General features: G+C 66.3%; 23 protein-coding genes and 1 pseudogene. 12 read left to right on the top strand and 12 right to left on the bottom strand.

Annotated features, from left to right (window positions below):
- Positions 1–1053, top strand: a complete 1053-nt coding sequence (locus HNP47_RS06585; protein WP_184278811.1) for a TonB-dependent receptor — start codon at positions 1–3, stop codon at positions 1051–1053.
- Here HNP47_RS06585 and HNP47_RS06580 read toward each other — a convergent pair whose 3' ends face one another.
- Together HNP47_RS06580 and HNP47_RS06575 are read right to left on the bottom strand one after the other, a co-directional pair.
- Complete coding sequence (locus tag HNP47_RS06580; RefSeq protein WP_184278810.1) at positions 1054–1743, bottom strand: VIT family protein; 690 nt, start codon at positions 1741–1743, stop codon at positions 1054–1056. It abuts the gene before it with no gap.
- Positions 1744–2088: 345 nt separating this feature from the next.
- Complete coding sequence (locus tag HNP47_RS06575) at positions 2089–3180, bottom strand: DUF2332 domain-containing protein (RefSeq protein WP_260394626.1); 1092 nt, start codon at positions 3178–3180, stop codon at positions 2089–2091.
- A gap of 355 nt (positions 3181–3535) precedes the next feature.
- Between HNP47_RS06575 and HNP47_RS06570 the strand changes: the two genes are divergently transcribed.
- The 4 genes from HNP47_RS06570 to HNP47_RS06555 all read left to right on the top strand — a co-directional run bounded on the left by HNP47_RS06570 (position 3536) and on the right by HNP47_RS06555 (position 9771).
- Positions 3536–5416: a methyl-accepting chemotaxis protein gene (locus HNP47_RS06570; protein WP_260394625.1), complete on the top strand. Its 1881-nt coding sequence runs from the start codon at positions 3536–3538 to the stop codon at positions 5414–5416.
- Between the two features lie 215 nt (positions 5417–5631).
- Positions 5632–8121 (top strand): TonB-dependent receptor domain-containing protein, encoded by a 2490-nt coding sequence (locus HNP47_RS06565; protein WP_184278808.1) that lies wholly within the window; start codon positions 5632–5634, stop codon positions 8119–8121.
- A 271-nt stretch (positions 8122–8392) separates the two neighbouring features.
- A complete protein-coding gene (locus HNP47_RS06560) occupies positions 8393–9430 on the top strand; it encodes a DNA adenine methylase (protein ID WP_184278807.1) in 1038 nt (345 codons plus the stop codon).
- 62 nt (positions 9431–9492) lie between these two features.
- The gene (locus HNP47_RS06555; protein WP_091748209.1) at positions 9493–9771 is read left to right on the top strand and encodes a hypothetical protein; all 279 of its coding nucleotides are present in this window, start codon (positions 9493–9495) and stop codon (positions 9769–9771) included.
- A 7-nt stretch (positions 9772–9778) separates the two neighbouring features.
- On the opposite strand, the gene HNP47_RS06550 is transcribed toward HNP47_RS06555, so the two are convergent.
- The 7 genes from HNP47_RS06550 to HNP47_RS06520 form a co-directional block, all read right to left on the bottom strand.
- Positions 9779–10360: a ribonuclease HII gene (locus HNP47_RS06550; RefSeq protein ID WP_184279124.1), complete on the bottom strand. Its 582-nt coding sequence runs from the start codon at positions 10358–10360 to the stop codon at positions 9779–9781.
- 52 nt (positions 10361–10412) lie between these two features.
- Complete coding sequence (locus HNP47_RS06545; RefSeq protein WP_184278806.1) at positions 10413–11009, bottom strand: DNA-3-methyladenine glycosylase I; 597 nt, start codon at positions 11007–11009, stop codon at positions 10413–10415.
- Between the two features lie 494 nt (positions 11010–11503).
- On the bottom strand, positions 11504–12262 hold the full coding sequence (locus tag HNP47_RS06540) for a 3-oxoacyl-ACP reductase (protein WP_184278805.1): 759 nt from the start codon (positions 12260–12262) through the stop codon (positions 11504–11506).
- A gap of 7 nt (positions 12263–12269) precedes the next feature.
- Complete coding sequence (locus tag HNP47_RS06535) at positions 12270–13073, bottom strand: folate-binding protein YgfZ (RefSeq protein WP_184278804.1); 804 nt, start codon at positions 13071–13073, stop codon at positions 12270–12272.
- Between the two features lie 50 nt (positions 13074–13123).
- The gene (locus HNP47_RS16510; protein WP_184278803.1) at positions 13124–14512 is read right to left on the bottom strand and encodes a response regulator; all 1389 of its coding nucleotides are present in this window, start codon (positions 14510–14512) and stop codon (positions 13124–13126) included.
- Positions 14513–14579: 67 nt separating this feature from the next.
- Positions 14580–15146: a hypothetical protein gene (locus tag HNP47_RS06525; RefSeq protein WP_184278802.1), complete on the bottom strand. Its 567-nt coding sequence runs from the start codon at positions 15144–15146 to the stop codon at positions 14580–14582.
- The gene (locus HNP47_RS06520; RefSeq protein ID WP_184278801.1) at positions 15143–15373 is read right to left on the bottom strand and encodes a hypothetical protein; all 231 of its coding nucleotides are present in this window, start codon (positions 15371–15373) and stop codon (positions 15143–15145) included. Before HNP47_RS06520 ends, HNP47_RS06525 begins: the two co-directional genes overlap by 4 nt.
- An 86-nt stretch (positions 15374–15459) precedes the next feature.
- Between HNP47_RS06520 and HNP47_RS06515 the strand changes: the two genes are divergently transcribed.
- The 3 genes from HNP47_RS06515 (at position 15460) to HNP47_RS06505 (ending at position 18570) form a co-directional block, all read left to right on the top strand.
- Positions 15460–16425 (top strand): glycosyltransferase family 9 protein, encoded by a 966-nt coding sequence (locus tag HNP47_RS06515; protein ID WP_184278800.1) that lies wholly within the window; start codon positions 15460–15462, stop codon positions 16423–16425.
- An 88-nt stretch (positions 16426–16513) separates the two neighbouring features.
- Positions 16514–17845, top strand: coding sequence for a dihydroorotase (locus HNP47_RS06510; RefSeq protein ID WP_184278799.1), 1332 nt, complete (start codon positions 16514–16516; stop codon positions 17843–17845).
- Positions 17842–18570, top strand: coding sequence for a prephenate dehydrogenase/arogenate dehydrogenase family protein (locus HNP47_RS06505; RefSeq protein WP_184278798.1), 729 nt, complete (start codon positions 17842–17844; stop codon positions 18568–18570). The genes HNP47_RS06510 and HNP47_RS06505 overlap by 4 nt, the downstream gene beginning before the upstream one ends.
- Before the next feature lie 75 nt (positions 18571–18645).
- On the opposite strand, the gene HNP47_RS06500 is transcribed toward HNP47_RS06505, so the two are convergent.
- Both HNP47_RS06500 and HNP47_RS06495 read right to left on the bottom strand, forming a co-directional pair.
- The gene (locus HNP47_RS06500) at positions 18646–19452 is read right to left on the bottom strand and encodes a hypothetical protein (RefSeq protein ID WP_184278797.1); all 807 of its coding nucleotides are present in this window, start codon (positions 19450–19452) and stop codon (positions 18646–18648) included.
- A gap of 170 nt (positions 19453–19622) precedes the next feature.
- On the bottom strand, positions 19623–20588 hold the full coding sequence (locus tag HNP47_RS06495) for an alpha/beta fold hydrolase (RefSeq protein ID WP_260394622.1): 966 nt from the start codon (positions 20586–20588) through the stop codon (positions 19623–19625).
- 118 nt (positions 20589–20706) lie between these two features.
- On the opposite strand from HNP47_RS06495, the gene HNP47_RS06490 reads away from it, so the two are divergent.
- The 3 genes and pseudogenes from HNP47_RS06490 (at position 20707) to HNP47_RS06480 (ending at position 24189) form a co-directional block, all read left to right on the top strand.
- Positions 20707–22893, top strand: a complete 2187-nt coding sequence (locus HNP47_RS06490; protein WP_409360141.1) for a TonB-dependent receptor — start codon at positions 20707–20709, stop codon at positions 22891–22893.
- Positions 22803–23995 (top strand): annotated as a pseudogene (locus HNP47_RS06485) (PepSY-associated TM helix domain-containing protein). The gene HNP47_RS06490 and the pseudogene HNP47_RS06485 overlap by 91 nt, the downstream one beginning before the upstream one ends.
- Positions 23992–24189: a hypothetical protein gene (locus HNP47_RS06480; RefSeq protein ID WP_221415055.1), complete on the top strand. Its 198-nt coding sequence runs from the start codon at positions 23992–23994 to the stop codon at positions 24187–24189. The pseudogene HNP47_RS06485 and the gene HNP47_RS06480 overlap by 4 nt, the downstream one beginning before the upstream one ends.
- On the opposite strand, the gene erpA is transcribed toward HNP47_RS06480, so the two are convergent.
- Entirely contained in the window at positions 24173–24490 is a 318-nt protein-coding gene (gene erpA / locus HNP47_RS06475) for an iron-sulfur cluster insertion protein ErpA (RefSeq protein ID WP_311770050.1), read from the bottom strand. The genes HNP47_RS06480 and erpA overlap by 17 nt on opposite strands.
- A 141-nt stretch (positions 24491–24631) precedes the next feature.
- On the opposite strand from erpA, the gene HNP47_RS06470 reads away from it, so the two are divergent.
- Complete coding sequence (locus HNP47_RS06470; RefSeq protein ID WP_184278793.1) at positions 24632–25822, top strand: deoxyguanosinetriphosphate triphosphohydrolase; 1191 nt, start codon at positions 24632–24634, stop codon at positions 25820–25822.
- Positions 25823–25872 lie beyond the last annotated feature (50 nt).

Genomic DNA, 25872 nt, shown 5'->3' with positions numbered 1-25872 from the left:
TTGAACGGCGACTTCGGCGCACGGCTGAAGTGGAGCGCCGGGCTGTTCTTCTCGGAATACACCCACACTCGCACCGTCGCGATCTCGGACGGGCAGGGCGGGCCGGGGGTCTATCGACAGCACAGGCGCGACCATGTGGATGAGGCGGCCCTGTTCGGCGACGCCGCCTATGCGCTGACCGACCGCCTCAAGATTATCGCCGGCGCGCGCCTGTTCCGCATCGGGGTTGAGCATCGCAGCGAAACCGACGGCGATCCGACGGAGGTGTCTGAAGAAGACGCCCTGGTCGATATCACTCCGCGCCTGGTGATCGAATATGATCGCGGGCCCTTCGTCCTCTACGCCCTGGCGACCGAGGGTTATCGCGGGCCGGGCTTCAACGCCGGCGCCGTGCCGGGCGGCGATCAGCAGCCCGCGCGACGGGTGAAGCCGGACGAGATCGTCGCCGGCGAGGCGGGCGCGCGCTTCACCCTGTTCGAAGGGCGACTGCGCGGGCGAAGCGCGGTCTTCGTCGCCGATTGGCGCAACATCCAGTCGGACCGGTTCGACGCGCGGGGCCTGCCCTTCACCGCCAATCTGGGCGACGGCCGCAATCGGGGCATCGAGGGCGAGGTCGAATGGCGGGACGGGCCGTGGACGCTGGATGCGCACGCCGTCGTCAATGATCCCGAGTTGACCCGACCCGATCCCGGTTTCGCGCTCGGGACCGATACGCGCCTGCCGGCGGTTGCCGATTTCAACGTGCAGGGCGGCGTCGTGCATGAGGCGCATCTGGCGCATGCGACGGTGCGTTCCGAGCTTCGCCTGGGCTATGTCGGCCCGACCGATATCGCCTTGTCGCCGACCTCGACCGGCGCCTCGGCCGGCTGTCTGACCAGTTCGCTGGGCGTCGGCGTGGAGATCGGTCGCTGGGCGATCAGGGCGTCGGTGGACAATCTGTTCAACCGCAACGACGACACCTTCACCTTCGGCAATCCCTTCTACGCCTCGGGTGACATCAGCACCCCGCAACGACCGGTCACCGCCCGCCTGGCCCTGACCGCTCGTTTCTGATCAGGCGGCGATGTGGAACAGCCGGCCGACACCTGTGGTGATGGCCATGGCGAGCGCGCCCCAGAAGACGACGCGCAGAACCGATCGTCCGATCGGCGCGCCGCCTGCGCGGGCGCCCAGGGCGCCCAGCAAAGCCAGGCCCAGCAGGGCGGAAGCCGCGACCCAGATCGCCAGCGTGTCCAACGGCGCAACGGCGGCGACGACCAGAGGCAGAGCGGCTCCGGCCGAGAAGGTGATCGCCGAGGTCAGCGCCGCCTGGATGGGCCGCGCGGTGGTGATCTCCGAAATACCCAGCTCGTCGCGCGCGTGTGCGCCCAGCGCATCATGCGCCATCATCTGACGCGCCACCTCGGTCGCCAGATCCGGCGCAACGCCTCGCCCGACATAGATGCCGGCCAGTTCGCGCGTCTCGGCCTCATGATGGCCGGCCAGTTCGACCGCCTCGCGCGCCAGATCGGCCTTTTCGGTGTCGGACTGCGAACTGACCGAGACATATTCGCCCGCCGCCATCGACATGGCGCCTGCCGCCAATCCGGCGACGCCCGCGATCACTATGCCGCCATGACTGGTCGCCGCCGCTGCGACGCCCACCACCAGACTGGCCGTCGACACCAGCCCGTCATTGGCCCCCAACACCGCCGCCCTGAGCCAGCCGATCCGATCGACCCGATGGGTTTCGCTATGGGGCATGATATGTTCCTTGCCATACCGACTAGTGCGAGACATTCAGTCGAAAAAAGAAAGGCTGTTGCATAGCGCGGGCGCTGATCGAACGTCGCAGGATAGGCGCGGATACTGAGATAACGGGTGATCGAGTCATCAACAACCACACTTATTGGTCGCGCGAACTAGCACAAGCTTCTTAAGAGCAGCGTTCGGATGATTTGGAGCGGCAGGCCGGTCTGCATCAAAGATATCCCGTGTTACTCATTGGATCAATGATTGAGCGGGAACTGGGCGAGTTGATTTCAATCAGTTTTCGAGCGCCCTATGCGGTGAAAATGATCGGAAGCGCAAAATGGACGATGGCTTAGCCTACGCTGCCAGTTCCGCCAAAGATGACGGCAACCATTCCAACGCGTCGCCGTAGGGATGGCAGTGGGCCAGGACGCGGGTTTCGCCGGTGGGCCAAGCTGTCAGGCGCAGTTCGACGTGGCTGCGGTCGCGGGTCCATTCGAAGCTGATCCAGAGCAGCGGGTGGTCGGCGTCGGCGCGGCGGCCGGCGGTCGTGAGGAGCGCTGCGATCTGGCGCCGGTGGTCGTCGCTGAGATATTGCAGAACCATGGTGTGCATGACGACGCGGCAGCGTCCCGCCGCCTGCGGTTCGGCCAGACGGTCTGCCAGCCAGGTCACGGCGTCGCCCTGATCGATGCGCGGCGGATTATCGGCGGCGATGCGCAGAGCGTTCTCGAGGCGTTGGGTGCGCGCCGGCTGATCGGCCCAGGCGAAGGCCAGCAGTCGTTCGCGATGCGCCGGGTCTGCGGCATTCAGCGGGTGCAGGTCGACGCCGCGGGCCGCCGCGATAGAGACTGGACCGACCCTCGGCGACGCGCCCTGCCACAGGGGGTCGATCTGCACGTCCGAGAAGGGATCGCCGGCTGACGCCGACCCCAGAGCATAGGCGTAGCGATCCAGATTCAGGTTCAGGCCGCAGCTGGACCCGAGCTCGAGCAGTTCGAAGGGCATGGCGCGGTCCAGAGGGGCGGCCATCAGCGCGCTCATCAGCGCGGCGGCGCGGGCCACCTCGTTCGTTTGCGGCGGATGGAGGATCCAGTCGGCGATGTATCGATCGTTCCGGGCCAGGGCGTCGGCCACGGCCGCGTCGAAGTCGGTGTGTTCGCGACGATAGAGGCTGGTCAGGGCGTAGGACCGGCCCGCGCGCGCCAGGGCGTGCAGGGCGCCATTCAAGCGCAGGGCCAGGGCAGCCGCAGCCTGATCTCCCGGCCAGTCATACAGCCGTGCGGCGGTGAGCGGCGCGTGCGACAGTTGCCGGCTTGCGGCTTCGAGAACGCGGGCGACGAAGGGCGACCCCATGGCGCGGCAGCGGTCGGCCTGGGCCGCGAGTTCCTGGGTGAAACGGTCGGCGACGGGGCAGATCATCCAGTCACCAATCGCATCGTCGCGCATTCCGAATAAAACGAACTGTTACTTGTGTATCCGCGGCCTGAAGAAGTATTCGCCCGGGGGTTGCGACCCGGCGTTGCTTGAAGCGCGGACGGGAAGGGTGACTTACCTATGATCACCTCGCTTAACAGCGCATGAATCTCGCGAAATTCAGATCCGGTCGATGTAAGCGCCCGGGCGTCGGCAGCTTAACTATCTTTTTAGTCGTTCCGTCATAGGGGTGGATAGTCACCTGAAAAACAGGGTGTTTTGCGTAGCTCGAACCGAGACCGGGCTGTGCGCAGTGGCGTCAGCTGAGTAATCGGTTGCCCCTAAGTAAGTATAAGTGCGTAACGGGGGCGAGCTCATGATGTCGAAGATGCGAATTCCGAGAAAGCTACGGCTTTCCTTCATCCTGATCTGCGTCTCGGCGGCGATCATGATGGCGGTCTTTTTCGCGACGATCATGATGATCCGCGCGTCCATCGAGAGCAACAATCTCAGCCGCACGATCGAGGCGCAGGCGATGTCGCTGGAAACCGCGATCCTGCGTCAGAACAGCCAGTTTCGAGGCTTTCTGGTCACCGGCGATGAGACCTATCTGAAATCCTACTACGAAGGGCGCGACGAGTTCGACAAGGTCGTCGTCGAGTTGAAGGGTCAGTTGGGCGACGCCGAAAAACAGGCGCTGCTGGAAAAATCGCGCCTGGCCACCCTGGCCTGGAGGGCCGATTGGGGCGATCGCATAATCGCCGAGGTTCGCGCCGGCAAGCGTGAGCAGGCCCAGCAAGACGTGCGCGACGCAGGCAAGAAGGTTCTTGTCAGCGACGCCGTCCTGCCTCTGCGCGACCTGCGCGAGGCCGAAGCCGCCGTCACCGAGAAAAATCTGGAACGTCAGCAGGCTGCGATCGTCACCGCGATCATCGCCCTGATTGTCGGCGGCATCGCCCTGATTACGATCGCCATGGTGCTGTCGGCCATGCTCAGCCGCATGATCGCGCGCCCGATCACGGTCCTGACCGAGGCCATGGGCCAACTGGCAAAGGGCGACAACGACATCGTCGTGGACGCCAGCCATGCCGACGAACTGGGCGACATGGCGCGCGCGGTTCTGGTGTTCCGGGACACCGCGCTGGCCAAAGCCGAGGCCGAACGGTCCAAGGCGGCCGCCGATCTGGCCAAGGACGCCGCCGAGCGCGAGAAGATCGTCGCCGACGCCGCGCAACGTCACGTCGTCGAGGAACTGGACACAGCTCTGGAGGCTCTGGCCGCTGGCGATCTCACCCACACCATTCGCACGCCGTTCGCTCCGGAATATGAGCGCCTGCGCACGGCCTTCAACGTGGCCGTGCAGGGTCTGGAGGAGAGCCTGGCCAGCGTCGCCGGGTCGGCACAGAGCGTTCGCCTGGGCGCCACCCAAATCTGCTCGGCGTCCGAAACCTTGTCGTTGCGAACCGAACAGCAGGCGTCCAGCCTGCAGCAAACCACCACCGCCACCAACCACGTCACCGACATGGTCGGCGACACGGCGCGCAGCGCGGCCCACGCCCGCAACGCCATCACGCTGGCCAATGGCGACGCCGCGGACGGTCGCGTGATCGTCGAAGAAGCGATCGTCGCCATGGACGCCATCAAGGCCGGATCGCAGGAGATCGGCGAGATCATCAACATGATCGACGCCATCGCCTTGCAGACTAATCTTCTGGCCTTGAACGCCGGCGTCGAGGCCGCACGGGCAGGCGATGCGGGACGCGGGTTCGCCGTTGTCGCCGGCGAGGTGCGCGAACTGGCCAAGCGCACCGTCGACGCCGCCAAGGATATCAAGCAGCTGATCAGCAAGTCGTCGGACGAGGTGCGGCTGGGCGTCGATCGCGTGGGCGAAACCAGCGAGATGCTGGCGCGCGTCGTGTCCAAGATCGGCGACGCCAACACCCTGATCGTGGACATCGCGCAAGGTGCGCAGATCCAGTCCGAAAACCTGAAGCAGGTCAACAGCGCCGTCGGCAGCATGGACCGCATGACCCAGCAGAACGCCGCCATGGCGGAAGAGGCGACGGCGGCGGCGCGCATCCTGGCGACCGAAGCCGACGAGCTGGCGACCCTGGTTTCCAGGTTCCGGCTGAATACGACGACCTCGGCCGCGCCGGCGCCTCGCCGGGATACCGCGTCCGCCCCCGGACCGGCGCCCAAAGTCATCCGCACGTTCGGTGCGCTCGCCCTGTCGAGCGAAGCGGCCGATGACGACTGGAGCGAGTTCTAAGATATCGATCCAGTTGAGTGTTGAGGAAGCCGGCGCAACAATTCGAACTTTGTAAGCGTCGTTATGTCAGTATTAATCCGTAGTCTGGCATTATAAATCATCAAACACATCCGGGTTTATTGATAACAGCCATGCAAGAAACTGCATGGAAGAATTTTCGAACGAAAATCAGTTGTCCAGTCTTCGTACTGCCGGACAACGCCTTGGAGGCTTCCTTGAAATCCCTGTACCTCACGGCTGCGTTTGCGCCGCTTATCCTCGCCATGCCCGCTCATGCGCAGACGCAGCCTGCACCGCAGCGCCAGACGGCCTGGGAGGCCGGCCGGACGCGGGCCAATGACGACGTGATCGTGACGGGCGTGGCCAAGGCGCGTGACAGGCTGGACAGCGCGACTTCCACCAGCTCGATCAACGATGTCGAGATCCCCAAGATCGGCGCCTATTCCATCAACGACCTGTTCCGCACCATCCCCGGCATTCGCGCCGAGGCCAGCACGGGCGAGACCAACGGCAACTATACGATCCGTGGTCTGCCGATGGTCAGCACCGGTGCAAAGTATCTGCAGTTCCAGGAAGACGGTCTGCCGGTCCTGGAGTTCGGCGACATCCTTGCCCTGACGTCCGACTATTTCATGCGCTACGACTTCAACGTCGGCCAGATCGAGTCCATCCGGGGCGGGTCGTCCTCGACCTTCGCCTCGAACGCGCCGGGCGGCGTCATCAACCTGATCTCGCAGACGGGTGAGGTCGAAGGCGGCTCGGTCCAGGTGTCTTCGGGCCTGGATTACGACACCTATCGCGGCGATTTCAGCTATGGCGGTCACCTGAGCGACACCGTGCGCTTCCACGTCGGTGGCTTCTATCGCGAAGGTGAAGGCCCGCGCGACGCTGGCTTCACCGGCAACAAGGGCGGCCAGATCAAGGCCAACATCACCAAGACCTTCGACGGCGGCTTCGTACGTCTGTACGGCAAGATCCTGGACGACACTGTCGTCGCCTATGGGCCGACGCCGCTGCTGGTGTCCGGCACGAACGACGATCCCAACTACAGCGACGTTCCGAACTTCTCGATGACGCGCGACACCCTGACGTCGCGCATTACCACCGTCTTCCCGCTGCTGGACGGCGACAACAATCTGAAGCGCGTCAATCTGCAGGACGGCAACCAGGTTCAGGTGCGCGCGCTGGGCTTCCAGACCCGCTTCAACCTGCACGGCTGGACGATTTCCGAGCACATGCGCTACGCGCAGCAATCGGGTGATCAGTCGTTCAACTACCCGCTGGCCGTGGTGCCGGCGGCCCAGGCGCCGCTGGCGTTCGGCCGTCGTCCCGGAACCCTGGTCTACGCGACGGGACCGCGCGCCGGTCAGGCGATCACCAGCCCGACGACCCTGAACGGCAACGGTCTGCTGGCCTATTCGACCCTGGTCCACACCGACATCGACAGCCTGGATAACTTCACCAACGATCTGCGCGCCAACCGCGTCTGGAAGATCGGCGGCGGCGACCTGACGACCACCGTTGGCGTCTATTCGGCCCAGCAGGATCTGAAGTTCGATCGCCAGTACATCCCGTTCCTTCAGGACGTCGTGGGCGGCGGAAACTCGGCCCTGGTCGATATCTTCAATACGAACAGCACGCCCCGCACGCAGGACGGCGTCGTCAACTTCTTCGGTCCCTCGGGCGCCGGGTCCAATTCGCGCACGGATGTGACCTACAAGGTGCTCGCGCCCTACGCCTCGCTGAACTACCGGCTGGGCAAGCTGGCGCTGGGCGGGTCGATCCGTTTCGACAGCGGCGACGTCAGCGGCCGCACGGTCGCCAACGGCCTGACCGACGTTCGCACCATCGACGTGGACAACGACGGCGTCATCTCGGACGCCGAACGCACCTTCGCCTTTGCGCCGGCCGCCAGCGCCACCCCAGTCGACTACGACTACGACTATGTCTCGTATTCGCTCAGCGCCAACTACCGCGTCTCGGACAGCTTCTCGACCTTCGCCCGCTACAGCGAAGGCGCACGCGCCGCAGCGGACAAGATCCTCCGTTCGCCGGCCATCAGCAATGTCGACGGCGACCTGCTGCAGACCGACGCGGCCTATGATCCGGTGAACCAGGCCGAGATCGGCATGAAGTACCGGGCCAACGGCCTGTTCGCCAACGTCACGGGCTTCTGGGCCGAGGTCGGCGAGACCAACCAGCAGATCCGCGCGGATGCCGGCGGCGTCACGCGTCTGGTGCTGGTCCAGCGCAGCTACGAGGCCAAGGGCGCCGAATTCGAGGCCGGCGTACGTCACGGTCCGTTCAGCCTGACCGGCAGCGCCACCGTCACCAGCGCCGAGACCACCAAGGCCGAGGATGCGGCTTTGGTCGGCAACTCGCCGCGCCGTCAGGCCGAACTGATCTTCCAGGTCATGCCGCAGTACGAGACGGACCTGTTCACGGTCGGCGCCAGCGTCGTCGGCACGACCGAGAGCTATACGCAGGACGTCAACCAGCTGAAGATGCCGGGCTACGCCACGGTCAACGCCTTCGTCCAGGTTCGCCCCGTCGACCGCGTCGTGCTGTCGCTGACCGCCAACAACCTGTTCGACGAAACCGCCCTGACGGAGGTGTCGGCCGACAGCCTGCCCGCCAGCGGCGTGGTCCTGGCCCAGGCCCTGCCTGGCCGCACGGTCACCGCAGCCGTTCGCTTCTACTTCTGATCGAGATCAGGCCTCCGGGCGCATCGCCCGTAGGCCTTAAGCCTTCGGTGTGAGACCTAGAGCCTTTGGCACTTTCGCTTGATCTGCCAAGGGGCGAATTCCGCTAAGAACCGTGAACACAGCCGAGGCCGTCATCCTTCGGGACGGCGGCCTTGCGCGTTTTTGCGAGGGCTCGATGCACCCGGGTCTGCAGGCCTCCCAAAGTAAGGTCGACCACTCTCTCGCGCTTCGCTGCAACCGGCTATGCTGCCGTGATGAGTCGGGCCGTGTCATGATCAAATATATCGGCTCCAAGCGCGCCTTGCTGGGGCATGTGACGGGTGCGGTGGCGGGGGTGCTGCCGCAGGGCGGGCGGGTGTGCGATCTGTTTTCAGGCACGGCGCGGGTCGGGCACGCCTTGAAGAAGCAGGGGTTTCAGGTGCGGTCGAACGACCTGAACGCCTATGCCCACGCCCTGGCGACGACCTATGTCCAGGCGGATCGAGAGCGGTGGGTCGAGCGGGTCGAGGTCGTGCTGGCCGAGTTGCGGACGGTGAAGCCCGAGGCGGGCTGGTTCACCCAGGCGTTTTGTCAGGATGCGCGGTATTTCCACCCGGACAACGGGGCGCGGATCGACGCCATGCGCGACCGGATTGAGGCCATGGGGCTGGAGCCGGAGCTGAAGGCCATCGCTCTGGTCAGCCTGATGGAGGCGGCGGATCGGGTGGATTCCACCGCCGGCGTTCAGATGGCCTATATGAAGCAGTGGGCGCCGAGGGCGCTGAAGACGCTGGAGTTGCGCACGCCGGATCTGGTCCCGGCCGTGGACGGGCCGTGCCGCGCGACGCAGGGCGATGCGGTCGAGATCGCCGAACAGGTCGAGGCGGACCTGGTTTATCTGGACCCGCCCTACAACCAGCATTCCTATCTGGGCAACTACCATTGCTGGGAAAGCCTGGTGCTGTGGGACCGGCCCGAGACCTATGGGGTCGCCAACAAGCGGGTGGACGTGAGGACGCGCAAGAGCGCCTTCAACAGCCGGCCCGGTATCGGCCCGGCGCTGCGGACCGTGATCGAGCGGGTCAAGGCGCCGAACCTGATCGTCAGCTTCAACGACGAGGGGTATCTGAGCCGCGCCGACCTGGTCGAGATGCTTTCGGCGCGGGGTCATGTGCAGGTCCTTGAGGTGGCGCATCCGCGATACGTCGGCGCCCGGATCGGGATCCATAATCCCAAGGGCGAGAAGGTCGGGCAGGTGGGGCGGCTCAAGAATGTCGAGCACCTGTTCGTGGTGACAGAGCGGCCGGTCTCCTTGCCCGTGGCCGCATAGACACCAACGAAAACAACGGAGGGTAGGGCGGAACGCGAATCGCTGCGTGCCGTTGTGGGACTATGCAACCGCACCCGTACACCGCCCCCAAGACCGATCGCCCCGACGACTACCGCGTCCGTCCGGCGGCTGAGCCGCGTTCGTGGGCGCCGCGGACGGCGGATGCGACCTTCACCCACAACGCCGCGCGTTACACGCGGCCGGTCGAAGCTGCTCAACCCATCGAGCAGATCGACGTCGAGCCCGAGGTGGCGCCGCCCCCGCGCTGGATGATGGCGATCGCCGGGGCGGCTGTGGCGGCCCTGATGGGCGCGCTGCTGGGCGGCTTCCTGCACATCTGAGACGGCGTCAGGCCTCCTGCAACAGCGCCTTGATCGGCGACCAGCTGCGCCGGTGGGCGGGGCAGGGGCCCAGGGTTTTCAAGGCGTTCTGGTGGATCGGGGCGTTGTAGCCCTTGTGGCTGGCGAAGCCGTAGCCGGGGTATTGGGCATCCAGATCGATCATCAACCGGTCCCGCGCCGTCTTGGCCAGGATCGAGGCCGCCGCGATGGATAGCGACAACCCGTCGCCGCCGACGACCGTCTGGATTTCGCAGGGAAGCTTGAAGCGATAGTTGCCGTCGACCAGGGCGGCGACCGGCTGGACCTCCAAGGCCTCGATGGCGCGGCACATGGCCAGACCCGTGGCGTGCAGGATGTTCAGTTCCTCGATCTCGTCCACCGAGGCGAAGCCGACGCCCCAGGCGACGGCGCGGGCCTTGATCTCGGGCTCCAGCGCGGCGCGGCGCTTTTCGGTCAGGGCCTTGGAATCGTCGATGCCGGGCGGGAGGTCGTCAGGGTTCAGGATCACGGCCGCCGCCGAAACCGGCCCGGCCCAGGGGCCACGCCCGGCCTCGTCCACGCCGCAGACGTGACCATTGACCCGCTGCATCAGCAGCGTTTCCAGCGCGAGGGTCGGGAAAGCTTTCGAATTTGCGGGGGCTTTAGCCATGGCTCGCCATCGCACGAACCTGGGCGTGACGGAAGCAGGTCGTCTGGTGATCGTTGACCATGCCGACGGCCTGCATGAAGGCATAGACGATGACCGGGCCGCAGAAGTTGAAGCCGCGCTTCTTCAGCGCCTTGGCCATGGCGACGGATTGGTCGGTCTGGGTCGGGGCCTGGCGATAGTCGGCGTAGGGGGTCTGGATCGGTTCGCCGCCGACGAAGGACCACAGCCAGGCGGAGAAGTCTTCACCATCATCGCGCATCGGGAGCCAGATCTGGGCGCCCCGAATGGCGGCGTTGATCTTGGCGCGCGAGCGGATAATGCGCGGATCATTCAGCAGGCGCTCGATATCGGCCTCGTCGTAGCGGGCGACGATCTCGGGATCGAAACCATCGAAGGCGTCGCGGATGCCTTCGCGTTTTCTGAGGATGGTGATCCAGGCGAGACCGGCCTGGAAGCCGTCGAGCACCAGCTTTTCCCACAGGGCGCGGGGATCGCGCTCGGGCACGCCCCATTCGGTGTCGTGATAGGCGACATAGAGGGGGTCGGTCCCGCACCAGCCGCAGCGGCCTTCAGCATGTGAGTCGGTCATGGGATGAAGGTGGCCGTATGGGTGGTTTCGGGGAAGGCCGGGCGTCGAGAGCGGGGAAGGAAAAACACCGTCTAAAGTATCTAATTCGTCTAATCTCGGGGCGCGGGCGGAATTGCACTGCACCTCAAGAACGCGTGCAAAGTGCAAGGAAGTGCAATTTCGAGGCGTGAGGTTGGACGCTGGAAAACAGTCCAATGGATCCAAGTCTTCGTCTCCCCCGGTCGTAAACCTGCGCATTGTAGGGGCGTTTGGTGGCGGGATGGTCGATTGACGCTGGAGGAAGCCAAGCGACTGAATTTCTCTAAAATATTCTGCATAAATAGGATGTCTCTCGTCTTCTCCCCAAGGAATGGGGAGGGGGACCGCAAAGCGGTGGAGAGGCTCTATGAAGTCCCACAGGCGGCGGTGAGGCGGCTGAAAGCCCCTCCGTCACGGCGCAAGAGCGCCGCGCCACCTCCCCATCGCTACGCGATAGGGAGGAGACGGTCATCATTTCAGTCCCGGACCAATCCGCCGTCCACGACCAGGTTCTGGCCGGTGACCGCGCGGCTCCAGGGGGAGGCGAAGAAGAGGACGGCGTCGGCGAACTCTTGCGGGGTCGTGACGCTGCGCAGCGGGGTCATGCCGGCGATCAGGTCGAACACAGCCTCTGGCGTGGCGGCGCTGGCGTCGGTGGTGCGCAGGAGACCGCCCGAGACCATGTTGACGGTGACGCCGTCAGGGCCGAGGTCGCCGGCGGCGGTGCGGGTCAGGCTGAGCAGGGCGGCCTTGGCGGCGGTGTAGTCGTGGTAGGGCACGACCGGATTCTGGAACAGGTTGGTGCCGATGTTGACGATGCGGCCGAACCGGGCCGCGGCCATGCCGGGCGCGGTCGCCTGGATCAGGTTCAGGGCGCCGCGCACGACGGTCGAGAACTGGCGATCCATCTCGTCCCAGCCGATGGCGGTCATCTGGGACCGGGCGTCGCCGTTGAAGCTGTAGTCCAGGGCGTTGTTGATGACGGTGGTGACGGGGGCGCCGAAACGGCCTTGCGCGGCCGCAACCATGGCGTCCACCGCGGCGCGGTCGGTCACGTCGGCCTGGAGGGCGAGGGCGCGCTCGCCGATCTCGGCGGCCAAGGCGTTCGCGGCCTCGCCGCTGTTCCTCCAGTTGATGACGACGCGAGCGCCTCCATGGGCGAAGGCGCGGACGCAGGCGGCGCCAACGCCGCGCGCCCCGCCGGTGACGAGGACGATCTGATCTGCGATCTTCATACGAGACTCACGCGTTCGAGGAGGGGAGAACGTCGTCGCCCATCCAGGCGGGTTTGCGCAAGCGCACCGGGCGGCCGTCAACGGTCAGGTCGCCGTCGAGGCGGTCGATGCGCAGCAGGGCCATGACCGAACCGTCCTGACCCGAGAGGATCTCGCCCGCGCGCAGTTCGCCCTTCAGCACCTCGGCGCCGAAGGCGGGGGGCGGGCCGTCGAAGTCCAGCGGCAGCATCCGGTTCTTGATCGTGCCCCGGCGCTTCATGCGCGAGGTCGTTTCCTGGCCGACGAAACAGCCCTTCTGGAAATCGATGCCGTTCAGCAGGTCGAAGTCGGCCTCGATCGGATAGGTCTTGTCCTGGGGCGCGTCGGCGGTCGGATCGGGCAGGCCAACGGACAGACGGTGGGCGTCGTAGTCGGTCTCGGCGGCGTCCGCCGTCGCTTCGCCATAGAGGCGGCCGCCTATCATCGGCGTGCGGGGGTCGGGGATAAAGCCGGCGGAGGCCTCGGGCCAGGCGGCGAAGACCGGGCGGTCGTCGGCGGCGACCTGAACCTTGGCGCGCAGCCTGTACATCGACAGGCGCTGGATCAGGGCGTCGCGTCGCTCGGCGGCGACATCCAGAACGACGCCGTCAGCCTGTCCCAGAAGAAACAGGTCGAACAACAGCCGACCGGGCGGCGACAACAGGGCGCCGAAGCGTAGTTCGCCGTCGGTCAGCGTCTCCACATCCTGGGTCAGCAGGTTGTGCAGGAAGGGTTGCGCATCCTCGCCCGTGACAGAGATCAGGGCGCGGCTGTCGAGGCGGGCGATGGGCATGGGGCCAAGATAGGGCCGACGGCGTGGCTTCAGAAGGCGCCGCGCCGAATTTAGGCGACAGCGGCCGCCGCGTCTTCAAGGCGGGGATCGAAGGTGCGCCAGTCGCTGGCGCCCCAGGCGGTGACGCGCATGACCAGATCGACGATGTTCATGGGCTTGGCGATGCAGTCGTCCATGCCGGCCTGTTCGTACTGGATCAGTTGTTCCGGCAGGGTGTTGGCGGTCAGGGCCAGGATCGGCGTGCGCCCCACCACGCCGGGCAGGGCGCGGATGGCGCGCGTCGCCTCGACGCCGTCCATGACCGGCATCTGGACGTCCATCAGGATCACGTCCCACTCGCCGGTGCGCGCGGCCTCGACGCCCTGTTCCCCGTCATTGGCGGTGGCGCAAAGGATGCCCTGGGCCGTCATCACCGCCATGACCAGGGCGCGGTTGCTGTCGTGATCGTCGACATAGAGGACGCGCAGGGCGGAAGCGTCCTCGTTCGCTGGAGGGCTAGGCTCGGCCGTCGTCTCTTGGGGCGACAGGGGAACGACGTTGTCGGCCGACAGGTCGATCATGTTGTTGACGACGGACAGCAGTCGCTGGCCCGCGCCGTTGATGCGGGCGACCTGATCGGCTTGTTCTTCGGACAGGCCGGCTTTTGACAACAGGTCGGAAAAGCCGATGACCGCATTCAGGGGCGTGCGCAGTTCGTGCGACATGTCCGTCAGGAACTTCTGCCGGGCCTCGGCCATCGCTGTCTTCTGCTCGGCGGCGACGCGGGCCTGTTCGGCCTCGACCCGGTCGGTCACATCGATCTCGTTCAGCAAGACGCCGAGATGGCCCGTGACGGGGTCCGTCACGGGACGAACGTCCAGATGGTGCCAGCGCACACCTCCGCGCGTGATGATCTCGCAGACATCGGAGATCGCGGCGCCGGACAGGGCGGTCGCCAACATGGGCTGGGCGCGCTCGGGTTCGGCGAAACGGGCCTCGAAGGGGTGCGCCGTCGATCCATAGGCGGCGAAGGCCGACGGGTTGGAGAAGATCGGGCGGGCCTCGCTGTCGAACAGGGTGATCAGCGTCGAGGTGTGGCGCAGGGCCTCGACCGCGCGACGCTCTTCGTTTTCGACCGCAATGGGGGCCGCCTCGAATAGCAGAACCGGCGTGCCGTCCGTCAGGCGATAGGTCGAGATCACCGCCGACACCGTCAGTGGTCGACCGTGGGGATAGAAGGTCCAGTCTTCCGTCAGGGTCTCGCCATTGGCCGTCTCGCGCGCCAGACGCTCGGTGCGGGCCAGGACGGCGGGGGACACGTTGCTGAAATCGCGCGCCAGAAGGGCGTCGAGATTGTCGGACCCCCAGAGGTCGAGTGCCGCCGCATTGGCGTAGACGCCGCGCAAGGCGACCGGATCGAACATCCAGATCGGTCGTTTCAGCGCGTCCCAGGCCTGCATCGACGGCGTGCCCTTTCCAGCGACGGCGTTACGGATCGGACCGTAAGGCGAAGGACTTAAGCATCGGCTAAGCTTTGGGCTGATCCTGGGTTGTCACCGCATATCGCGCGATGACGCCGTCCGGCTGGAAGTCGTGTTCGGCCAGGGTGTCGAGGGACATCAAAACGCGGGTCGTGAAGGCGTCGGTGTCTCCATCCTCGATGGCCGGACGCAGCCAGTCGGTGACGACGGCGCGGGCGGGATAGGTGCCGACGGGGCCGGGAATGCTGAGCGCCACCTCGATCCCTTCCGCGATCCAGCCGGCGACGGTCACGAAGAAGTCGGGCGAGGCCAGGAAGTCGGAGCGGCGCAGGACATACAGGGTGATGACCCCGTCCTCGACACCGTCGGGGCGGACGATGACGCCGCTGCGATCCGGCCTCCAGTCGTCGGACAGCTCGACCACGCGCCACAGGCAGAACCAGATGCGGCAGGTGTTCGGCCGGATCGCGTGGACCGAACAGCCGGCGCCGTCGACGCAATAGGCGCACAGCTCGCCCGTCGGCTTGGCCAGTTCCGGCAGGTTCAGCGGAATGACCCGGCAGCATTCGACGCAACCGCCGCAGGTCCGGCCGGGAAGGAGGGGCAGGCTCACCCGGCTGAACGCTCCAGCCGGGCGATGCGGCGATCCATGTCGGCGACGACCCCCTCTAGTCGCGCCTTTTCGGAAGCCATGTCGATGGGCGTGCCGTCCTCGTAGGAAATGGTGGCGCCCTTGGCGATCAGGTCCAGCCGATAGATGGCCGTGACGCGCTGGGCCTTGAAGCGTTCAAGGGCGGCGGCGGCTTCTGGATCCGGGGCGGCGTCGGGCGTCTGTCTCATGCGCGTCGCTGTAGCGCATGGGGCCTTCCTGTGGAAACACGCGTTTGGCGCTGAACCGCAGATAGAATCCCTGTATCCGTCAACGGATGATCGGGCGGTTTCCCATCCTTTACATCGCCGAGGCGGACGCCGAGGACGCCGTGCTGTCCGCAGGAGTGCTGGCGCATCTGGTCGAAAGCCTGCCGCACGCGACCTTCACCATCGTCGGATCGGCCGCCAGCGCGCCGCTGTTCGCCGATACGCCGCGCCTGACAAAGCTGATTGTGCTGGAGCGCGAAGGCCATTTCGAATGGATCGCCCTGTGGAACCAGGTGCGGGCGACCAAATGGGGGCTGGTCGTGGACATGCGCGGCTCGGACCTGTCGGGCAAGCTGAGGCGGCACAAGCGCGCGGTGCGGGGCAAGGATCAGCCCGGTCTGCACGCGGTCGAAGCGGCGGCGGCGGTGCTGAAGCTGGAACCCGATGAGATCCCCGCGCCGAAACTCTATGTCTCGGACGAGACGCAGGCCCAGGTCGAGGCGTTGATCCCGGCGACGGGTGGAGATGGGCCGATCCTGGCGGTCGGGCCGGGCGTGGAATGGATGGGCAAGCGCTGGCCCGCCGAACGCTACGCTAAGGTCGCGGCCAAACTGCTGGCCGACGACGGGCCGCTGGCGGGCGGGCGGCTGATGATCGTGGGCGAGGAGATCGACCGTGAGGCGGCGCACACGATCCGCTACGCCGTGCCGCGCGCGCGGGTGATCGAGCTTCAGGGCAAGCTGACGCGCCTGCAGACGGTCGCGGCCCTGTCGAGGTCAGTGCTGTACATCGGGGCGGACTCGATCTGGACCCAGCTGGCCGTGGCCTCGGGCGCACCGGTGGTGGCGGTGTTTGGACCGTCGGACGAGACCGTGCGCGGACCCTGGAAAGGCGAGGCCGTGCGCGGGCCGCGCACCTATGATGAGTTCAAAAAGCTAGATCCGCGCCTGAACCAGGCGATCCAGCATATGATGGACCTGCCGTGGGAGCGGGTGCTGAAGGCGGCGCAGAGAATGTTGAAGGTGCGGGGTTAGCACGCGCAAAGCGCTGGGTCCCCGCTTTCGCGGGGATGAGCGGAGATATAGTAAGAGCGCATCGCTCATCCCGCAGGACCGCCGCCCCATGACCCAGACCTATGACCTGATCGTCCGTGGCGGCGAGGTGGCCAATCATGCGGGGCGCGGCCTGGCCGACGTCGGGGTGATCGACGGCAAGATCGCCTTCATCGGCGACCTGAGCCAGGCCTCGGCGGGCGAAGTCTTCGACGCGACGGGTCTGACGGTTCTGCCCGGGGTGATCGACACCCAGGTCCATTTCCGCGAGCCGGGGCTGGAGTGGAAGGAAGATCTGGAGACGGGCAGCCGCGCGGCCGCCCTGGGCGGCGTCGTCGCCGTGTTCGAGATGCCGAACACCAATCCCAACACCACTGATCCCGACACCATGGCCGACAAGCTGGCGCGGGCCAAGGATCGGATGTGGACCGACCACGCCTTCTACGTCGGGGGCACGCATGAAAATGCGGACTATCTGGGCGAGCTGGAGCGGTTGCCTGGCTGCTGCGGGGTCAAGGTCTTCATGGGCGCCTCGACCGGCGACCTGCTGATCGCCGACGACGAGGGGGTGCGCAAGGTGCTGTCCAACGTGCGCCGCCGCGCCACCTTCCACTCCGAGGACGAATACCGTCTGGTCGAGCGTCGCGGTCTGGCCCGCACCGGCGACTGGACCAGCCACCCCGAGGTGCGCGACGCCGAGAGCGCCATCCGCTCGACCCGGCGCCTGGTCGGCCTGGCCAAGGAGACGGGCGCGCGCATCCATGTGCTGCACGTCACGACCAGGGAAGAGATGGAATATCTGCGCTTCCATAAGGATGTCGCGACCGTCGAAATCACACCCCAGCACCTGACCCTGGTCGGACCGGAAGCCTATGAGCGCCTGGGCAGCTATGCCCAGATGAACCCGCCGATCCGGTCTCAGGAGCATGTGGACGCCCTTTGGCTGTGGGGGATGCAGCAGGGCGTGGCGGATGTGCTGGGCTCCGACCACGCGCCGCATACGAAGGAAGAAAAGGCCAAGCCCTATCCGGCCTCTCCGTCCGGAATGCCGGGGGTGCAGACACTGGTGCCGCTGATGCTGACGCACGTCGCCAATGGGCGGCTGTCGCTGGAGCGCTTCATCGACCTGACCTCGGCGGGCGCGCAGCGGGTGTTCGGGACCGCGAACAAGGGGCGGATGGCCGTCAGCTATGACGCCGACCTGACCATCGTCGATCTGAAGGCCAAACGGACGATCACGCACGACCAGCAGGCGACGCGCTGCGGCTGGACCCCGTTCGATGGCGTGGAGGCGACCGGCTGGCCGATGGCGACCATCGTGCGCGGCCAGGTGGTGATGCAGGACGGCGAACTGATCGGATCGGCGCACGGGCGGCCGGTGCGGTTCATGGAGACGCTGTGAGGGAAAGGCTCGGCCTGATCGGCTTCGGCGCCTTCGGGCGGCTGACGGCGCGGCATCTGTCGGCGGGGTTCGATGTCCTGGCGCATGATCCGGCGGCCAGCGATGGCGAAGGCCTCGCGACGCTGACCGATCTGGCGACCGCCGCCGCCTGTCCGACGGTGGTGCTGGCCGTGCCGGTCGAGGCGTTGGAGGCGACGCTGATCGCCATCGGCCCGCATCTGGCGCCCGATGCGTTGGTCGTCGACGTGGGCTCGGTGAAGGTGAGGCCGGCGCAGGCGATGGACGCCCTGCTGCCGCCCGGCGTGCGGATCGTCGGGACGCACCCGCTGTTCGGCCCCCAGAGCGGCAAGGACGGCATCGCGGGCCTGCGGATCGCTGTGTGCGAGGTGAGGGCTGCGAAGGACGCCCGCCGCGTCGCCGCCTTCTGCCGCCGGGCGCTGCGCCTGAAAGTGTTTCAGGTCAGCCCCGAGGATCACGACCGCGAGGCCGCCACGGTGCAGGGCCTGACCCATCTGATCGCCCGCGTCCTGATGGCGATGGAGCCCCTGCCAACGCGCATGACTACCGCCAGTTTCGACCGGCTGATGCAGGCCGTCGACATGGTCCGCCACGACAGCCCCGCCGTCTTCCGCGCCATCGAACGCGACAACCCCTTCGCGGCCGAGGTGCGGGAGCGGTTCTTCTCGCTGGCGGATCAGGCGCGGGGGACGGCGGCGAAGAGGTAGGAGCTCTAACTTGAGAAGGTCGAACTTAGATTCGAAGGTCCATTTTCGCTGACGCTGAGTAAGGGCTATATCGTTCTAAGCTGGCTGGCCCTCTTCATCGAACACGTTCGACATCTGCAAAAGCAGCATGTTGACGCAGCGCAAAATATGTTCGGCTTCATGCGGCTGGTAGATGTTCTCCACGTGCATCGTGGCGTTGCGCCAAGGGTTCCTAATGGCGTCCAGCGATGCGTATAGACCTTCAATCATGGCACCTTCTGAATGAGGCATCGCGGGGCCGGGATATTTCGCCCCCATGCCTCCCTTGATCGCTGTGAGCATAGCGCCCCAGTTTCTTTCGCTAGGCTTGGTCGGGTCGGGGATGCTCAAGAACCTAGCGAGAGCGCGGATGGCTATCTCTAGTGTTCTCATCGAGTGAAACACGCTGGCCGTAGGGCGCAATACCGCCAAGCACTTCGCCGCCTCTTCCATTTCAAAAAGCACAGAGGGGAAATGGCTTGTTATGCGAGGGCCGCAAAGGTCTGATCCTGTTAGCAGGTAGGCGGCCATTGCCGGGCTCAGAACGAAGATGCGGACCAAATCTAGCTCATCCCGGAGTCTTGACTCGATGTCGGCCATTGCCGCCGTTAATGCTCTCCACGTAAACTCGTCATCGCTCCGAAGTACGTCGCATAGACGCAGCGCTGACGTCTCCGCCAGTCTAGCGTGCAGCTGCTGAAGCGACGGCACCATGTCTTCAGTATTACGTAGCACGATGTCTCGGCTAGTGCGGTTCATGTTCTCGCGGCGTTGATCGTCACTACCGCTATGTTCGACAATGGCCTGCACTCGCCGAATTTCCATGACAGCGTTCATGAAGAGGCGGCCGTTAATTTCTAACATCTAGAAGCTCCGCTTTTATGGCGCCGATACAACTGGCTTGCGCGAAGAGGTGCAACCGTAAATCGAGATGATAGAGAGTTGGGATGAAGTTGGCGCGAATACTGGTTGGGCGACAATGACCGCCTTCCACCGACAATTGATGCAGCGAGCGGCCGTTTTACGAGCCGCGGTTAACGCCGCCCGTTCGCCCGAATAAACACCTCCACATCCTCCGCCACGCCCGGCGCGAGCGGCAACGCCACGCCCGGCGCGAGCGGCAACGCCGGGGCGGCGTAGGTGGCCATATTGGCGGCGCGGTCGGCGGGGGCGGTCTTGAGGAGGTGGTTGACGCCGTCCCAGAGTTTCAGCGTGGCCTTGGGATCGGCGGCGGCCAGGGCTTGCGCGTCCGCGACGCCGAACTGGAGGTCGGTGGTCCCTTGGCCGATGAAGACTGGGCCGTCGTAGGCGGCGAGCAGGGCGGCGGGGTCCAGCGCGAACCACGAAATCAGATAGGGCTGGACCGACGGGCGGAACAGGGCCGCCAGCGCGGGCGGCGTGTCGGTGACGGTGCGTCCGGCCTCGAGTTGGGTCAGGACGGCGAAGGCCTGGGTTTTCAGGGGTTCGGGCAGGCCGGCCTGGAGCTGTTCGCGGATCACCACGCCCGCCGGACGGCCCGCGCCGGCCAGCAGGATCAGGCCGCAGATCTTGTCGTCTCCGCCCTCCACCGCCTTCAGGGCGACCAGAGCGCCTTCGCTGTGTCCGATCAGCCAGGCGCAGGGCAGACCCGCGCGCGAAGCGGCCTCCGTCGCCCAGGCGCGGGCGTCGGCGGCGTAGTCGTCGAAGCGCAGTTTGGTTTCGTCGAACCCGGCGGCGGCGCTGGCTTCAATGCCGCGCTTGTCGATGCGCAGGGTGGCGATCCCCTGTTCCGCCAGGCCCTCGGCCAGCAGCCGATAGGTGGAGGCGGCGACGCCCATCGGGCTGTTGCCGTCCCGATCGGTCGGGCCTGAGCCGGGCAGGATGACGGCGACGGCCGTCGGCCTCTCGGGCGTCAGCAGCGTGCCATGCAAGGGCGCGGGCTGGGCGGGCAGGGCGATGTCGGTCGAGACCGGGCCGGCGAGCAGGCTGGCGGCCAGAAGGGCGTGGGTCAGCATCGGCATTGCAGTCTCCTTTGTGGAGAGGTCAGACGAGAAACCGCTCGAATGCAATATGTCGCGGGCGCGGCGGATTGCATTGCGCCCACCGATCGGGCTAAGGACGCGCAACTTGATTTTGAGAATGCGTATCAAAATGCCCTGCCTTCGCCGTGCCTCCGTTTCGTTCACCGCCAGCGTCCTGGCCCTGACGCTCGCCTCGCCCGCCTTGGCGCAGCAGGCGACGACGCCGGCGGAGCTGGGCGAGATCGTGGTGACGGGATCGCAGGTGCGGCTGACGGCGCCCGCGGCGGGCGGTCAGGTGGCGCGCGGGGGACGCATCGGCCTGCTGGGCAATCTGGGCGTGATGGACACGCCGTTCTCGACCGCCAACTACACCGAAAAACTGGTGCGTGATCAGCAGGCGCGCGGCATCGGCGACGTGCTGCAGAACGACCCGACGGTGCGTGTGTCCAAGGGGTTCGGCAACTTCCAGGAGCTGTATGTCGTTCGCGGCTTCCCAGTCTATTCGGACGACATGAGCTACAACGGGCTCTATGGCGTCTTGCCGCGCCAGTTCGTGGCGGCCGAACTTGTCGAGCGGGTGGAAGTGTTTCGCGGAGCCTCTACCTTTCTGAACGGCGCTGCGCCGGGCGGGACCGGGGTCGGCGGCGCCTTCAACCTGACGCCGAAGCGGGCGGGCGACGCCCCCCTGACGCGCCTGACCGGGGGCGTGTCGGGCCGTGACGAGATCTACGCCGCCGCCGACCTGGCCCGCCGTTTTGGCGACGAAGGCGAATGGGGCGCGCGCCTGAACATCGCCAGCCGCGCGGGCGAAAGCGCCGTCGAGGACGAGACCGGCCAACTGCGGGTCGTCGGCCTTGGGCTGGACCGCCGGGGCGATCGCGCCCGGTTTTCGGCCGATGTGGGCTGGCAGGATCATCGGATCGACGCGCCCCGTCCCAGCGTGACGCCGGGAACCGCCATCCCTGACGCGCCCTCGGCCGACAAGAACTTCGCCCAGCGCTGGACCTACACCGACGAGGAGCAGCTGTTCGGCGCCGTGCGCGGCGAGCTCGACCTGACCGACAGCATCAGCGCCTGGGCCGCTTTCGGCGGGCGTCAGGGCGAGGAAGACAACAGCCTGGCCAATCCGCGCGCCGATGCGGCGGGCGCGATCAGCGGCTATCGCTTCGACAATATCCGCGAGGACACGGTGTGGTCGGGCGACATCGGCGTGCGCGCCGACCTGACGACCGGCCCGATCGAACATCGCCTGGTCGCCTCGGCCTCGCAGATTCAGTCCAAGTCCAAGAACGCCTGGGCGGCGTCGAACTTCGCCGGCTATGCGATGGGAACGCTGACCGATCCGCTGGTGTCGCCGGCGCCGGCCATCGCAAGCGTCTCGGGCGATCTGGATGATCCCAAGGTCACCGAGCGGGTCAAGAACACCAGTTTCGCCGTCGCCGATGTGCTGTCCTTCCTGGGTGGACGGGTGCTGGCGACCGTCGGCGTCCGCTATCAGGAGATCGAAACTCGATCCTATGCCTACGCCGACGGCGCATTCACGTCGGGCTATTCCAGCGACGCGACGACGCCGGCCTTCGCCGTGGTCTACAAGCCCAGCAACACGATTTCACTGTACGCCAACTATGCCGAAGCCCTGGTTCCGGGCACGACCGCGCCGGCGGTGGTCAATGGCGTGACGGTGGCGAACGGCGGCGAAGTGCTGTCGCCGTTCCGCGCCGAGCAGGCCGAGATCGGCGCCAAATACGACGCCGGTTCGTATGGCGGCACGCTGAGCGTCTTCCACACGACCCTGCCCAGCGCCTTTTTCGATCCGGACACCGCCCTCTATTCGGACGGCGGCGAGCAGGAGAACAAGGGCGTCGAGCTGACTGTCTATGGCGAACCGGTCGTAGGCTTGCGTCTGATCGGCGGCGCGACATGGCTGGACGCGGAGATCAATCGGTCGCTGACCGCCGCCAATGCGGGCAAGTCGGCGATCGGCGTGCCGGACTTCCAGGCCAATCTGAACGTCGAATGGGACGTGCCGATGGTCAGCGGTCTGACGGTCGAGGGCCGGGCGGTCCATACCGGCGCCCAACCGGCCAATGCGACCAATACGCTGGAGCTGGAAAGCTGGACCCGGTTCGACGCCGGGGTGCGCTACGCCTTCGTGGCGGGCGACAAGCCGGTGACGCTGCGGGCGCGGGTGGAGAATGTCGCGGACAAGGATCAGTGGGTCGCGGTCGGCGGCTATCCGGGATCGAACTATCTGACGCTGGGCGCGCCGCGGACCTTGCGTCTGTCGGTCTCCACCGAGTTCTGAACCGCGCCCGCCGATGCACGCCCGCACGATCCGCGCCTGGAGCTGGACGCACAAGTGGTCGAGCCTGATCTCGACCCTGTTCCTGCTAATGCTGTGCGTCACGGGGTTGCCGCTGGTGTTCAGCCACGAGCTGAATGAGGCGCTGCTGCATGAGCCGTGGGCGCCGAAGAACCCGGGCGGCCGACTGCTGACGCTGGACGAGGTGCTGGCCGCCGGTCTGGCCAAACATCCGGGCGAGGTTCCGGCCTTCATGAGCTTCGACGAGGACCGGCCGGTGGTGAACGTCACCAGCCGCGCCCCCGACGCCCCGGCCGGCAAATACAGTTTCGAGCCCATCGATCAGACCAGCGGCGAAGTTGCGCCGCTGGTCGCCGGTCATCCGGTGATGGAATTCCTGCTTCAGCTTCATACCGACATGTTCCTGGGTCTGCCGGGAATGCTGTTTCTAGGGGCGATGGGGCTGATGCTGGTCGTCGCCGTGGTGTCGGGCGTCGTCGTGTACGCGCCTTTCATGCGTCGGCTGCCGTTCGGGACGGTGAGGGTCATGAAGGCGGCGCGGACGCGGTGGCTGGACTATCACAATCTGCTGGGCGTGGTGACGGCGGCCTGGGTGCTGGTGGTGGGGCTGACGGGGGCGGTGAACACCCTGGCCACGCCCATTCTGGCCTATTGGAAAGAGACGGCGCTGAAGGAGTTGACGGTCGCCTATGATGCGCCAGCGCCCGCCCAAGGCCGGGCCTCGCTGGACGCGGCGGTGGAGCGGGCCAAGGCGGCGTTGCCGGGCATGAAGCTGCAGTTCGTGGCGTTTCCGGGGACCGACTATTCGACCGACCACCACTATGCCGTCTTCTTCCACGGCGACACGCCGCTGACGACGCATATGACGACGCCGGCTCTGATCGACGCGCGGACGGGCGAACTGGCGGCGGTGGCGCCGATGCCCTGGTATGTGAAGACCCTGTCGCTGTCTCAGCCGCTGCATTTCGGAGACTATGGCGGGCTGGCGCTGAAAATCCTGTGGGCGCTCTTGGACATCGCCACCATCGTGATCCTGGGGTCCGGTCTTTATCTGTGGCTGGGCAAGGGGAGACGGAAGGCGTGAGCCGTCGCCGTCACAACCCGAGGGATCTGAGCCTTTGGGCGATCTTCCGCGCGCCCATCGCCCTGTTCGCGCTCAGCCTGATCGGGCTGGTGGGCGCGCTGTTGCAGGATGGGGTGTGGGACTGGGCCTTTGCGGCCTTGCTGGCTTCGCCGATCCTGGCGACCGGCTGGGCCGTCGCTAGATCGAGAAGCTGACGCCGCAGCCGCAGCTGGAGGCGGCGTTCGGGTTCCTGACCACGAACTGGGCGCCCGCCAGCTCATCGACATAGGCGATCTCGGACCCCTTCAGGAACGGGATAGAGACGGGGTCAATCAACGCGGTCTGTCCGTCAGCCTGAATCCGCAGATCGTCGTCCTCGGCCGTCTCGACCAGCTCGAACCGATACTGGAAGCCCGAGCAGCCGCCGCCGTCCACCGCGACCCGCAGCATCAGGGTCTTGCCCTCGGCCGCGCCCAGCTTGGCCAGCCGCTTGGCGGCGCTGGCGGCCAGGACGATGCCTTCCGGCGCGCGCGTGGCGACGGTGAAGGCGGGTGTGGATGGTTCTGTGGATTGGACGGTGCTCACGGCTGTCTATATGAGGCGGGCAGGGCCGTTCGCAAAGGCCCCCCGCATCAAAGCAGCCTCAAAGTTGATGACTTGAGCCACACAGACCTCGCTTCCTACGCCGAGCGCGCCGACCTGACCCGGGGCCGCCGCGTTTTCGAGCCCGCCAGCCGCACGCGCACCGCCTTCGCCCGCGACCGTGATCGCATCATCCATGCGACGGCGTTCCGGCGGCTGAAGGAAAAGACCCAGGTCTTCGTGGCGCACGAGGGCGATCATTATCGCACGCGCCTGACCCATTCGCTGGAGGTGGCGCAGATCGCGCGGTCGCTGGCCCATGCGCTGAGGCTGGACGACGACCTGGCCGAAACTATCGCCCTGGCCCACGACCTGGGCCATCCGCCCTTCGCCCATGCCGGCGAGGACGAGCTGGTGGTGCAGATGCGGGACCACGGCGGGTTCGACCACAACGTCCAGAGCTTCCGCGTCGTGACCGAGCTGGAGAACCGCTATCCTCAGTTCGACGGGCTGAACCTGAGCTGGGAGACGGTCGAGGGCGTCATCAAGCACAACGGCCCGGTGTCGCACCGGCTGGACGAGCCGGCCTGGTCGGTCGTGCGCCCCTATGCGGCCGGCGGCGAGGCGGGGTGGGACCTGCGGCTGGGGACGTTCGCCTCGCTGGAGGCCCAGTGCGCAGCCATCGCCGACGACATCGCCTACAACAACCACGACGTGGATGACGGGGTGCAGGCGGGTCTGATCACCCTGCGCGATCTGGATCAGGTGCCGCTGATCGGGCCGATGTTGGCCGAGGTGCGCCGCGAATATCCCACGATCGACGACCGGATGCTGCGGATCGAGGCGGTGCGGCGGATGATCGGCGTCATGATCGAGGACGTGCTGGCCGAGACGGCGCGGCGGCTGGAGGAAGACCGGATCGTCACGACCGAGGACGTGCGGATGGCCAGGCGTACGATGGTGGATTTCTCGCACGCCATGCACGTCGATCTGGCGGTGCTGAGGAAGTTCCTGTTCGAGCGGATGTATCGCCACTACCGCGTCAACCGAACCCGCAGCCAGGCGCGGCGCGTGCTGTCGCAGCTGTTCGAACTGTTCATGGCCGAGCCAGAGGTGATGCCGCCGGAATGGGGCGAGCCGGCGATGACCACCGACAAGACGCAGCGGGCGCGGGCGGTGTGCGACTATATCGCCGGCATGACCGACCGTTACGCCATAGAAGTGCACCAGAAGCTGTTCAGCCTCGACCTCGCCCTCGATCTGTGATTCGAAAGATGCACGCGGGGGCGTAGAGTGATCGTTCGGCGCGCCGATTC

Source organism: Brevundimonas vesicularis, assembly GCF_014204545.1.
Classification (GTDB): Bacteria; Pseudomonadota; Alphaproteobacteria; order Caulobacterales; family Caulobacteraceae; genus Brevundimonas; species Brevundimonas vesicularis_B.
The sequence above is the reverse complement of the archived record's forward strand: the minus strand, read 5'-3'. Positions and strand labels throughout refer to the sequence as shown.